Origin of the sequence: Pseudomonas sp. YuFO8 (genome assembly GCF_035065025.1) — a bacterium.
Taxonomy (GTDB): domain Bacteria; phylum Pseudomonadota; class Gammaproteobacteria; order Pseudomonadales; family Pseudomonadaceae; genus Aquipseudomonas; species Aquipseudomonas putida_AE.
This window is the reverse complement of record NZ_JAXDEQ010000014.1, coordinates 150,921-163,359: the sequence shown is the minus strand read 5'-3', so window position 1 is coordinate 163,359 and position 12,439 is coordinate 150,921. Positions and strand designations below refer to the sequence as shown.

Sequence of the window (12,439 nt, the reverse complement as noted above, 5' to 3'; positions counted from 1 at the left end):
TTGGCCAGAAGCCGAAGACGGCTTCCACGAATAGGCCTTATACATAGATGCAACGGGGCGACGGTTTTTTAAAAGCGGGTAGACAGTGGGGGCGAGTCCATACATAGGAGCTGGCTTGCCAGCGAAGAGGCCGTCACGATCAACATCAATGTTGTTTGATAATCCGCTTTCGCTGGCAAGCAAGCTCCTACAGGCATCGCATTTCATCGGCACCCAACGTGCCAAAGTCCCTGTAAACTCCGCCTCTTTACCCGAAGCTCAGGGAGTTCAAATGTCCGGCTCGATCCTTTATATCCACGGTTTCAACAGCGCGCCTGCGTCGAAAAAGGCCACCCAGTTGAGCGAAGTGATGGAACGCCTGGGCTTGAGCGACCAATTGCGCGTGCCGGCCCTGCATCACCACCCCCGCGAGGCCATCGGTCAGCTGGAGCAGGCGATTGAAGCGCTCGGACGGCCACTGCTGGTCGGCAGCTCGCTCGGCGGCTACTATGCGACTCACCTGGCCGAGCGCCATGGCTTGAAAGCCCTGTTGATCAACCCTGCCGTCAGTCCGCACCGGATGTTCGACGGGTTCCTGGGTACACAGAAGAACCTGTATACCGACGAGGCCTGGGAAATGACCCACGACCATGTGACGGCCCTCGCCGAGCTGGAAGTGCCGGCACCCCAGGACCCGCAGCGCTATCAGGTATGGTTGCAGACCGGTGACGAAACACTGGACTATCGCCTCGCCCAACAGTATTACCGGGCCTGTGCCTTGCGCATCCAGGCCGGTGGCGACCATGGTTTCCAGGGTTTTGCCGAGCAGCTTCCGGCCATGCTGAGTTTTGCCGGCATTGGCGCAGATTTGTATCAGGCGATTGATTTCACCGCGCTGTGAAACCTTGCCCCTATTTTCAATGAAAGACTGACGACGAGACCCCATGGCCACTCCCAGCGCTAGCTCTTATAACGCCGACGCCATCGAAGTCCTCTCGGGCCTCGACCCGGTGCGCAAACGCCCCGGCATGTACACCGACACCAGTCGGCCGAACCACCTCGCCCAGGAAGTCATCGACAACAGTGTCGACGAAGCCTTGGCCGGGCATGCCAAATCGGTGCAGGTCATCCTCCACGCCGATCACTCGCTGGAAGTCAGCGATGACGGCCGTGGCATGCCAGTGGACATTCACCCCGAAGAAGGCGTTTCCGGGGTCGAACTGATCCTCACCAAGCTTCACGCGGGTGGCAAGTTTTCCAACAAGAACTACCAGTTCTCCGGCGGTCTGCACGGGGTGGGTATTTCGGTGGTCAACGCCTTGTCGACCGAAGTCCGGGTGCGTGTAAAACGTGACGGCAACGAATACCAGATGACCTTCGCCGACGGTTTCAAGAAAACCGAGCTGGAAATTCTCGGTACGGTCGGCAAACGCAATACCGGCACCAGCGTGTTCTTCGCGCCGGACCCGAAATACTTCGATTCACCGAAATTCTCCATCAGCCGCCTCAAGCACGTGCTCAAGGCCAAGGCCGTCCTGTGCCCGGGGCTGCTGGTCAGTTTTGAAGACAAGGCCAGCGGCGAGAAAGTCGAATGGCATTACGAAGACGGCCTGCGTTCCTATCTGGTCGACGCGGTCAGCGAATTCGAGCGCCTGCCGGACGAGCCGTTCTGCGGCAGCCTGGCCGGTAACAAGGAAGCCGTGGACTGGGCGCTGCTGTGGCTGCCGGAAGGTGGCGACGCGGTGCAGGAAAGCTACGTCAACCTGATCCCGACCGCCCAGGGCGGTACCCACGTCAACGGTTTGCGCCAAGGCCTGCTCGACGCCATGCGCGAGTTCTGCGAATTCCGCAGCCTGTTGCCACGCGGCGTGAAGCTGGCGCCGGAAGACGTCTGGGAACGCATCGCTTTTGTGCTGTCGATGAAAATGCAGGAGCCGCAGTTCTCCGGCCAGACCAAGGAACGCCTGTCGTCCCGTGAAGCGGCGGCGTTCGTCTCCGGTGTAGTCAAGGATGCGTTCAGCCTGTGGCTCAACGCGCACCCGGAAACCGGCCTGGCGCTGGCGGAACTGGCGATCAACAACGCTGGTCGTCGCCTCAAGGCCAGCAAGAAGGTCGAGCGCAAGCGCATCACCCAGGGGCCGGCGTTGCCGGGCAAGCTCGCCGACTGCGCCGGGCAGGACCCGATGCGTTCCGAGCTGTTCCTGGTGGAAGGTGATTCCGCCGGTGGTTCTGCCAAGCAGGCGCGGGACAAAGAGTTCCAGGCGATCCTGCCGTTGCGCGGCAAGATCCTCAATACCTGGGAAGTCGACGGCAGCGAAGTGCTGGCCAGCCAGGAAGTGCACAACATTGCCGTGGCCATCGGTGTCGATCCGGGTGCCGCGGACATGAGCCAGTTGCGCTACGGCAAGATCTGCATCCTCGCCGACGCCGACTCCGACGGCCTGCACATTGCGACCCTGCTCTGCGCGCTGTTCGTCCAGCATTTCCGCCCGCTGGTGGATGCCGGTCACGTCTACGTCGCCATGCCGCCGCTGTACCGCATCGACCTGGGCAAAGAGATCTACTACGCCCTCGACGAAGCCGAGCGCGACGGCATTCTCGATCGCCTGGTGGCCGAGAAGAAGCGCGGCAAGCCGCAGGTCACCCGATTCAAGGGCCTGGGTGAAATGAACCCGCCGCAGCTGCGCGAAACCACCATGGACCCGAACACCCGGCGCCTGGTGCAACTGACCCTGGGCGATAATTTCGACGCGACCTCGGAAATGATGGACATGCTGCTGGCGAAAAAACGCGCTGGCGACCGCAAGACCTGGCTGGAGTCCAAGGGCAACCTGGCGGAGGTGCTGGGCTGATGCGGCTGGGCTTTGCCCTGGCGTGTGCGTTGCTGCTGACCTCGATGACGGTGTCTGCCAAGCCGACACCGCAGCTGCGCCTGTTGTCCGAGCACGCCGTGGACGGCATGCGCGGCGGCAACCTGTCCGGGCTGGCCCAGTGCGGCACGGAGTTGTGGACGGTCTCCGACCGCGACGACGACCAGATCTACCGCCTCGAGACGGGCGCGGGTGTCTGGCGTGCGGAAGCGGTGGGCATCGGCGTGCCGCCCGTGCCGGAAAGCGGCTTGCCCTGGGGCCTGCGTTCGCGGGCCTGGGTGTCGTCGTTCGTGCGTGGCGGTGACCTGGATTTCGAAGGGATCACCTGCGACAGCGCTGGCAATCGCTACGTGGTCAGCGAGTCCCATGCGGCGGTGCTGCAAATTCCGCCAACCGGGCCAACCTTCTGGCTGAAGATTTCGCCGCTCATGGTGCGCGAGGCGCGGGCCAGCGGTATGTTGCTGCGCTTTAATGCATTGTTCGAAGGCCTGGCGATCAATCCGCAAGGTGACCAGTTGTGGTTGGCTGCCGAGCGCGAGAGCCGCGGGTTGCTGCTGGTCAAGCGCAAGCAGACCGTCTGGGACTGCGATGGCGGCTGTGTGCTGCTGAGCGAAGGCGCAAAGGAGATGCAACCGGCACAATTTCCCAGCGCCAGGCCGATGCCCCGGGATTTTGCCGACCTGTCATGGTTCGACGGCAAGCTGTTTACCCTCGAGCGCAATGCGTACCAGATTTGCCGTCGTGATGCGGTGACAGCCAAGGTCGAGCGCTGCTGGTCGTTTGCCGATGAGGCGTTGCAGGAAAATCGTCGTTATCCCCAGGACTTTGCCCTGACGGAAGCCTTGATCGTGGACGCCGAGGGCGCCTGGATCGGCATCGACAACAACACCGGCGCCCGCGCCGATGGCGAGGTCCGTCCGATCGTCTGGCGCTTTGCTGTACCTGAAGGTGGCTGGAGTGCCAAGTCATGAGCCAGCAAACGCCGGGCAAACGTGCCGGTCGGGTATTGATGGTACTGGCCTGGTGCGCCGCTTTGTTTCTGGCGACGCGGTTTTTCGGCCAGTGGGAAGAGCGTCAGCAAAATCCGAATGTGGTCGTCAGCTCGGAACGCGGCGAGGGTTTCGTCGAGGTGAAACTGGTCAGCAATGGCCAGGGGCATTTCGTTGCCAGCGGCCATATCAATGGCCAGCCGGTGAATTTCATGCTCGATACCGGGGCGACCGATGTGGCGATCCCGGCGCAAATGGCCGAACGGCTGAAACTGGAACAAGGCTTCGGGGTGACCCTGAGCACCGCCAACGGTCGCACCGAGGGTTATCGAACCCGGGTCGACCGGCTGCAACTGGGCGATATTGTGTTGCGTGATGTGCGCGCCATCGTCGTGCCAGGCCTGGATGGCGAGCAAGTGCTGCTCGGTATGAGCGCGCTGAACAAACTTGAATTTACCCAGCGCGGTGGCACCATGCTGCTGCGCCAGACAACGAACCGATGAGGCCCGCATGAGCGACTCCCTTGATCTCAGCCTGGACGGTGTAGAACGCCGGTCACTGGCTGACTTCACCGAAAATGCCTACCTCAACTACTCCATGTACGTGATCATGGACCGTGCCTTGCCGCATATCGGCGACGGCCTGAAACCGGTACAGCGCCGCATCATTTATGCGATGAGCGAGTTGGGGCTGGACGCCGATTCCAAGCACAAGAAATCGGCGCGTACCGTCGGTGACGTGCTCGGTAAATTCCACCCCCACGGCGACTCGGCCTGTTACGAAGCCATGGTCCTGATGGCCCAGCCGTTCAGCTATCGCTATACGCTGGTGGATGGCCAGGGTAACTGGGGTGCGCCGGACGATCCCAAGTCCTTCGCCGCCATGCGTTACACCGAGGCACGGCTGTCGCGCTACTCCGAAGTGCTGCTCAGCGAACTGGGCCAGGGCACGGCGGACTGGGGCCCGAACTTCGACGGCACCCTCGACGAACCGCTGGTGTTGCCGGCACGTTTACCGAATATCCTCCTCAACGGCACCACCGGTATCGCCGTGGGCATGGCCACCGACGTGCCGCCGCACAACCTGCGCGAAGTCGCCAGCGCCTGCGTGCGTTTGCTCGACGAGCCCAAGGCCACGGTCGAACAGCTCTGTGAACACATCCAGGGTCCGGATTACCCGACCGAAGCGGAAATCATCACGCCGCGCGCCGACCTGCTGAAAATCTACGAGACCGGCCGCGGTTCGGTGCGCATGCGCGCCGTTTATTACATTGAAGACGGCGACATCATCGTCACCGCGCTGCCACATCAGGTTTCCGGCGCCAAGGTGTTGGAACAGATCGCGGCGATGATGCAGGCCAAACCCTCGAAAGCTCCGCAAATTGCCGATTTGCGCGACGAGTCGGACCACGAGAACCCGTGCCGGATCGTGATTATTCCGGGCGCCCGGAAAAACTTTGACCACGATGCGTTGATGCAGCACCTGTTCGCCAGCACCGAGCTGGAGTCGAGCTACCGGGTCAACATCAACATCATCGGCCTGGACGGCAAGCCGCAGCTGAAAAACCTGCGGGCCCTGCTGGTCGAGTGGCTGGAATTCCGGGTCCGGACCGTACGCCGCCGCCTGCAATTCCGCCTGGACAAGGTCGAGCGTCGCCTGCACCTGTTGGACGGTTTGTTGATCGCTTACCTCAACCTGGATGAAGTGATCCACATCATCCGTACCGAGGAGCAGCCTAAAGCCGCGCTGATCGAGCGTTTCGCCCTGAGCGAAATCCAGGCCGACTACATCCTCGACACGCGTTTGCGCCAATTGGCGCGGCTGGAAGAAATGAAGCTGCGTTCCGAGCAGGACGAACTGCTCAAGGAACAAGCCAAGCTGCAAGCCCTGCTGAGCAGCGAAGCCAAGCTGAAGAAGCTGGTACGCACCGAGCTGATCAAGGATGCCGAGACCTATGGCGACGACCGTCGCTCACCAATCGTCGAGCGCGCCGAAGCCAAGGCGCTGACCGAGCACGATTTGCTGCCGAACGAGAAAGTCACTGTCGTGCTGTCGGAAAAAGGCTGGGTGCGCTCCGCCAAAGGTCACGACATCGACGCCACCGGTCTCTCCTACAAGGCTGGGGATGGTTTCAAGGCGTTGGCGGCGGGGCGTTCCAACCAGTTTGCGGTGTTCATCGACTCCACCGGGCGCAGTTACTCGGTGGCGGCACACACCTTGCCTTCGGCCCGTGGTCAGGGCGAGCCGCTGACCGGCCGTCTGACGCCGCCGCCAGGGGCGAGTTTCGAATGCGTGCTGATGCCCGAAGACGATGCGCTGTACGTCATCGCCTCGGACGCCGGTTACGGTTTCGTGGTCAAGGGTGAAGACCTGCAGGCCAAGAACAAGGCGGGCAAGGCCCTGCTGAGCCTGCCGAACAACGCCAAGGTGATCCTGCCGCGTCCGGTGGCCGATCGTGAGCATAACTGGTTGGCTTCGGTGACCACCGAAGGTCGCCTGCTGATCTTCAAGATCAGCGATCTGCCACAATTAGGTAAGGGCAAAGGCAACAAGATCATCGGGATTCCCGGTGAGCGTGTGGCCAGTCGCGAAGAATATGTCACGGACATCGCCGTTGTGCCGGAGGGCGCCACTTTGGTGCTGCAGGCCGGAAAACGTACCTTGTCACTGAAAGCGGACGACCTCGAGCACTACAAGGGTGAGCGTGGTCGTCGTGGGAACAAACTGCCACGTGGCTTCCAGCGGGTAGATGCGCTGTTCGTCGAAAACCTCAATTAAGCGTCCTAGAGGCCTCGATCTACGATTTAACGCGTAGATCGACGCTTTGGCGCTGGAGTCGGAACGCATATTCACGGATGATATGGCCTTTCAAGCGCCGGCGTGGCCGAGCGTTCTTCATATTTATTGAGTATTTTCACTGTGATTAGCCTTGTGGCAATCACCTGGATGGGACGATGACTGCTCTGCGCCTTCCTTTTATTTTGATGCTCGCCGGCGTACTTGGCCTGGCGGGTTGCAGCGTTCACCAGCCGGTGTCGCTGTATCAACTGGACAGCGGAAGTCCGGTTCAGCCTGCGCAAAGCGCGGGCATGGCGGTTTTGTTGGGCCCGGTAACCGTGGCGGACTACCTGCAGCGCGAAACCCTGTTGCAGCGTCAGCCCGATGGCAGCCTGCAAGCCTCGGCCGACGGCCGTTGGGCTGGCAGCCTCTCTTCCGACATCGACCAGCTGTTGCTGCGTCAGGTGGCTGGCCACCTGGACAGCCAGCGTGTCGTGCTGGCGCCTGCGACCACAGGCTTCACGCCGGATGTCCAAGTGCTGTTGACCATCACGCGCCTGGATTCGGGGAAGTCGCAACCGGCGATTCTCGATGCGCAATGGCGTTTGATCGATCGTCGTGGCCAGGTGCGTGATAACCGCATCATTCACCTGCAGGAACAGCACGCCGGCAACACGGCGGCTCAGGTCCAGGCACAGGGTGTATTGCTGCAGAAGCTCGCTGAACAGCTCTCGGTAGCGCTCAAGCCACTGGCCAACCAGCCACCGATCGCCGAAGCACCACGCAAGCCGGCCGCCAAGCCTGCAGCACCGGCGGCGGAACAGGAAAAACAGCCGAAGATCCCGATGGCTGCGCCGATTCGTACGGATATGGAAGTGTTTCGCTTCTAAAGCTCGATGGATTGGAAACAAGGCCCGCGTTGATGCGGGCCTTGTTGTTTCTGCCGGTTGGAGATCTCTAGTGCCTGTCCCGGCCTCTTCGCGGGCAAGCCCGCTCCTACAGTGATTGATGTCGTACACAAGACCTGCGTTCGGCATGGAACCCTGTAGGAGCTGGCTTGCCAGCGATAGCGAAAGGACAGGCAACAAAAAAGCCCGCAGACGATCACTCGCCTGCGGGCTTCTTCATGACAGGGCTTTTACGCCCGACGTTCGTGCATCCGCGCCAGCTGTCGTTCCAGCATCGACGGATAAGGCTCCATCAGCCGCTCCACGCAGCAGGCGCCTTCAGGGCTTGCAATCGGGCGGATCCGTGCGCGCTGGCGGATCAACGCGTCGTCACTGATCTTGCGCTCCACCAGCAGCAGGTTGCGGCTGTGTTGCGACAGGGCCAGGGCATCCTGCGCGGCGTCGGTCAGCAACAGGTCGATCTGGCTCAGGCCGAACAACTCCTCGCCCAGAGTCAGGCCCAGCTGCAATTGCAAGGTGATGCCGCTGTCGGCGACTTCGATCTGCAATTGATGCCCCAGCGCTCGCAGCAGCTCACCACAGCAGATGGCGTTGGTCAGGTAATCGTCGCCACTGTCTTCGGCGTGGAACAGCATCAGGGTGCTGCCATCGTTCAGGGTGTGCAGTTCGCTCTGGTAGAGCGAGGCCGCCTGGTCGAGGCAGTCGCGGTAGCGCTTGAGCAGTTCTTCCAGGCGTGTCCGCGGCAGGCGTCGCAGTTGTTCCTGCGAGCCCAGCTGCACGGCCAGCACGGCGCTGTGCTGCGGCACGTTGGAAGCTACGGGTTTGGCCAGCGGTTTCGCCACACTGTCTGGCGCATCGAGCAAGTCTGCGAACGCATCGTCATCGTCATCGTCTTCAACGGTGCTGACGACACGCCGTGGCGCGGCTTTCATCGCGGCCATCGGGCGACTTTCATCGAAACTCGGATCACGCAGGTTGCGCACTTCGAAGCCCGGTTCGCCGTCGTCGTCATCGTCGTATTCGGGTTCCGGCTCGGGTTCCGGTTCGGCCGGTTCCGGCGCGAAGTCGGCATGCAGCTGGCGCGCCAGGTCGCCGATCTCGTCATTACGCTCGGTGGCCGGCGTGTATTCGTCGATGTTGCGCAGCCACACCCGCAATTGCAGCAGTGGTGTGGAGAGGTATCGACCCATGCGCAGGCTCAAGGCCAGGGACAGGGCCAGCAGGATCGCGCTCAAGATGCCCATGCTTTGCAGGCTGATGGTCATCGGCTGCTGGAACTGATCCATGTCCAGGCTGATGCGCAGCTGACCGGCGGTCACATCCTGGAACGTGATCTTGCTCTGGTACATGCCCTCGGCTTCGCCCAACAAACCATGCTTGGGACGCTGGCCGGCTTCGGCGAGGATGCGGTTGTCCACGCTGTAGATGGCGGCGTGGGCCACCAGCTTGTTCTTGGTCAGGTTGTTGAGCAGCACGTTGAGGCTGAGGATGTCGTTGGACACCAGCAGCTCGGTGGCCGAGGTGGCCGTCTGCATGGTCAGGCTTTCACCCAACGCATCCGCCTGCTCGTGCATGGCCTGCTTGAACTGCAAACCCATCACGCAGGCGTAGATCACCAGGGCCAGAGCGACCAGGATCACGTTATGGCTGGCAATGCGCAATGCAATCGGTACACGGCGGTGGCGCAGTGCACGGAAGATCAGCAGGAAGAAGTTATCGGTTTTTACTGGCGTGGGCCGGTTCACTTGAGCTCGGCTCTTTTGTCCGTGAAGTTGACGCGCAGTATAGCGACAGGCCCTAGGCCGTCAAAGCGCTCACGGTGCCCGATGGTCACTGAATGTGGGTAGAATGCGGTTTTTTTCCACCTGCGGGGGTGCGCCTTGCGCGAAATCGTCCTGATAAACATCACGGGAGTCGACCGTCCGGGTCTGACTGCGGCCATTACCGGCGTTCTGGCCCAGGGTGGTGTGAACATTCTCGACATCGGTCAGGCGGTGATCCACGACACCCTGTCGTTCGGCATCCTGGTTGAAATTCCTGATACCGAACAAGGCAAGTCGGTGCTCAAGGACATCCTGTTCAAGGGCTATGAGCTGGATCAACAGGTGCGTTTCACGCCGGTGTCCGAAGAGGATTACCAGCAGTGGGTCGGCAACCAGGGTAAAAAACGCCACATCGTGACCCTGCTGACGCGCAAGGTCACCGCCGGGCAATTGCAGGCCGTGAGTTCGATTACCGCCAAATATGGTCTGAACATCGACCATATCGATCGCCTGTCCGGGCGCATGCCGCTGGACACCCCGGCTGATAAAGGCAAGGGCTGCATCGAGTTTTCCGTGCGTGGCGAGGCGGCTGATCCGCAGGCGCTGCGGGCCGAATTTCTCAGCGTCGCCCAGGAACTGAACGTCGACATCGCCTTCCAGGAAGATTCGCTGTTCCGTCGTAATCGCCGCCTGGCGGTGTTCGACATGGACTCGACCCTGATTGAAGCCGAAGTCATCGACGAGCTGGCCAAGGCGGCCGGTGTGGGCGACAAGGTGTCGGAAATCACCGAGCGGGCGATGGCCGGTGAACTGGACTTCCGCGCCAGCTTCAAGGAACGCCTGGCGTTGCTCAAGGGGCTGGATGTCGGCGTGCTGGACTCGATCGGCGCCTCGCTGCGCCTGACCGAAGGCGCTGAAACCCTGTTCGCCGAACTCAAGCGCCTGGGTTACAAGACCGCCATCCTGTCGGGCGGCTTCACCTACTTCGCCAAGCAATTGCAGGCCAAGCTGGGTATCGACTATGTGTTCGCCAACGAACTGGAAGTGGTCGACGGCAAGGTGACCGGCGTGGCGGTCGAGCCGATTGTCGATGCCCAGCGCAAAGCGGATCTGCTGAAAGAACTGGCACACAAGGAAGGCTTGCGTCTGGAGCAGACCATTGCGGTCGGCGACGGTGCCAATGACTTGCCGATGCTGGCGATTGCCGGGTTGGGCGTGGCGTTCCGGGCCAAGCCGCTGGTCAAGCAGTCGGCGAAACAGGCGATTTCCACCCTTGGGCTGGATGGCGTGCTGTATCTGCTGGGCTTTCGCGATCGCGACGGACAACTCTAACAGCACCGCAAATCCACTGTAGGAGCTGGCTTGCCAGCGATGGGGACCTCAAGGACGCCATCGCCAGCAAGCCGGCTCCTACAGATTTGGGCTGCGCACTTATGCCTTCGGCAGCCCCATACCCTGACCCATCCGCACCGGCGAACCGGCCAGCAACTCTGCATCCCACTGCACTTGATCCGGCCCGAACAGCACGACAGCGGTCGAACCCAGTTTGAAGCGGCCCAGCTCCGCACCTTTTTCCAGGTGGATCGGCGCACGCGCGGTTTCGTCGTAGCGGAAGGTTTTCAGCTCGCGTTTCGGCGGCGTCACCAGCCCGGCCCACACGGTTTCGATCGACGCCACGATCATCGCGCCCACCAGCACCACGGCCATCGGCCCGCGCTCGGTGTCGAAAATGCACGCTACGCGCTCATTGCGGGCAAACAGTTCCGGAACGTTTTCAGCGGTGGTCTGGTTGACCGAGAACAGCCGACCCGGGATGTAGACCATCTCGCGCAGGGTGCCGGCCAGCGGCATGTGCACGCGGTGGTAGTCCTTCGGCGACAGGTAGATGGTCGCGAAATCACCGCCCATGAACGGCGCAGCGTTTGCCGCATCGCCACCCAGCAGTTCCAGCACACTGAAGCTGTGGCCCTTGGCCTGGAACACCCGACCGTGTTCGATCGGGCCGAGCTGGCTGACCGCGCCGTCGGCCGGGCTGAGGATGGCACCCGGAGTCTCGTCCAGCGGACGGGCACCGTCTTTCAATGCGCGGGTGAAAAACGCGTTGAAGTGCTCGTAGGCGGTGAGGTCTTCGACCAGCGCCTCGGACATGTTCACCTGGTAACGCTTGGCGAACCACGCGGTGAACGCATTCTTGAACCAGCGCATGCGGCATTCGGCGATGCAGCCGGCCAGTCGCGAGAGCAGGTTGTGGGGCAGCAGGTATTGGCTGACGATAAACAGACGCTTGTTCATTAACTGTCCTTAAAAACCTTAAATCTCTACGGGCGTGTCGGGGTGGTTGCCCCATTCGCCCCAGGAGCCGGCGTAGCCTTTGACCCGCGGATAACCGAGAGCCTTGGCCACCAGATAGGTGAAGCCAGATCGATGGTGAGTCTGGCAGTGGGTAATCACTTCTTTGTCAGGCGTAATGCCGAGCTGTTCGAGGATCTGCGGCATGTCGCTGCGGATGCGCAGCTGGCGAGACTTGTCCATGCCGGCGGTCCATTCGAAATTGACCGCGCCAGGGATGTGCCCGGCCTTGGCCGCGAGGACTTTCTCGCCGGAATACTCCAGCGGCCCGCGCGCATCCCAGATCGCCAGGTCGGCAGCGCCGAGACGGCTTTGCAGGTACTCGCGGGTGGCGATGGGTTCGTCGTGCAGGGTCAACGCGACCGGGCCGCCTGCAGGAGCGGGGACCTGGATCGACATGGGCATGCCTTCAGCCAGCCAGGCCGTCAGGCCGCCGTCGAGATAGTGGTATTGGCTGTGGCCAATGACATCCAGCAGCCAGATAAAGCGCCCGGCCCAACCGCCGCCTTCGTCGTCATAGACCACATAGACGGCATCGGGGTTGTGTCCCAGCTCACCGAACAATGCTTCGAGCGCCGCTTGCGGCGGCATCAGCCCCGGCGCGGGTGCCTGGCCGAGTTGTGTGCGTTTCGGATCGACAAACCGCGCACCGGGAATATGCCCTTCGGTGTAGCGGGCATGGCTGGTCAGGTCCACCAGGATCAGTTGGCGGGCTTCGAGGCGAGGGAGCAAGTCGCTCGGCTCGATCACCAGCGGCAAGCCAGAGAAGTCAGACATGTGAGGTCTCCAGGGCACAAAAGGGA

The 12,439-nt window shown here is 61.8% G+C and carries 11 protein-coding genes; 7 read left to right on the top strand and 4 right to left on the bottom strand.

The features are described from left to right. Positions 1-207: hypothetical protein (locus tag SOP95_RS15175; protein ID WP_323607468.1), on the bottom strand; the 207-nt coding region annotated here is incomplete at its 3' end. 64 nt (positions 208-271) lie between these two features. Here SOP95_RS15175 and SOP95_RS15170 point away from each other — a divergent pair. From SOP95_RS15170 to SOP95_RS15145, 6 genes are all read left to right on the top strand, one after another. Continuing rightward, positions 272-880 (top strand): YqiA/YcfP family alpha/beta fold hydrolase, encoded by a 609-nt coding sequence (locus tag SOP95_RS15170; protein ID WP_274076779.1) that lies wholly within the window; start codon positions 272-274, stop codon positions 878-880. A 43-nt stretch (positions 881-923) separates the two neighbouring features. After that, a complete protein-coding gene (parE, locus tag SOP95_RS15165) occupies positions 924-2,831 on the top strand; it encodes a DNA topoisomerase IV subunit B (protein WP_274076780.1) in 1,908 nt (635 codons plus the stop codon). Next, complete coding sequence (locus SOP95_RS15160; protein ID WP_274076781.1) at positions 2,831-3,820, top strand: esterase-like activity of phytase family protein; 990 nt, start codon at positions 2,831-2,833, stop codon at positions 3,818-3,820. Before parE ends, SOP95_RS15160 begins: the two co-directional genes overlap by 1 nt. Beyond that, positions 3,817-4,341 (top strand): retropepsin-like aspartic protease family protein, encoded by a 525-nt coding sequence (locus SOP95_RS15155; RefSeq protein WP_046819858.1) that lies wholly within the window; start codon positions 3,817-3,819, stop codon positions 4,339-4,341. The genes SOP95_RS15160 and SOP95_RS15155 overlap by 4 nt, the downstream gene beginning before the upstream one ends. A gap of 7 nt (positions 4,342-4,348) precedes the next feature. Continuing rightward, complete coding sequence (gene parC, locus SOP95_RS15150) at positions 4,349-6,616, top strand: DNA topoisomerase IV subunit A (RefSeq protein WP_323607467.1); 2,268 nt, start codon at positions 4,349-4,351, stop codon at positions 6,614-6,616. 176 nt (positions 6,617-6,792) lie between these two features. Next, the gene (locus SOP95_RS15145; RefSeq protein WP_274076783.1) at positions 6,793-7,506 is read left to right on the top strand and encodes a PqiC family protein; all 714 of its coding nucleotides are present in this window, start codon (positions 6,793-6,795) and stop codon (positions 7,504-7,506) included. 248 nt (positions 7,507-7,754) lie between these two features. On the opposite strand, the gene SOP95_RS15140 is transcribed toward SOP95_RS15145, so the two are convergent. Continuing rightward, a complete protein-coding gene (locus SOP95_RS15140; RefSeq protein ID WP_323607466.1) occupies positions 7,755-9,269 on the bottom strand; it encodes an AhpA/YtjB family protein in 1,515 nt (504 codons plus the stop codon). 135 nt (positions 9,270-9,404) lie between these two features. Between SOP95_RS15140 and serB the strand changes: the two genes are divergently transcribed. Next, positions 9,405-10,619, top strand: a complete 1,215-nt coding sequence (serB, locus tag SOP95_RS15135; RefSeq protein ID WP_095192149.1) for a phosphoserine phosphatase SerB — start codon at positions 9,405-9,407, stop codon at positions 10,617-10,619. A gap of 99 nt (positions 10,620-10,718) precedes the next feature. Here the strand turns inward: serB and asd are convergent, their stop codons facing one another. Further along, the gene (gene asd, locus SOP95_RS15130; protein ID WP_323607465.1) at positions 10,719-11,579 is read right to left on the bottom strand and encodes an archaetidylserine decarboxylase; all 861 of its coding nucleotides are present in this window, start codon (positions 11,577-11,579) and stop codon (positions 10,719-10,721) included. Positions 11,580-11,597: 18 nt separating this feature from the next. Then, entirely contained in the window at positions 11,598-12,413 is an 816-nt protein-coding gene (gene rhdA, locus SOP95_RS15125) for a thiosulfate sulfurtransferase (RefSeq protein WP_323607464.1), read from the bottom strand. Between the last annotated feature and the right edge of the window lie 26 nt (positions 12,414-12,439).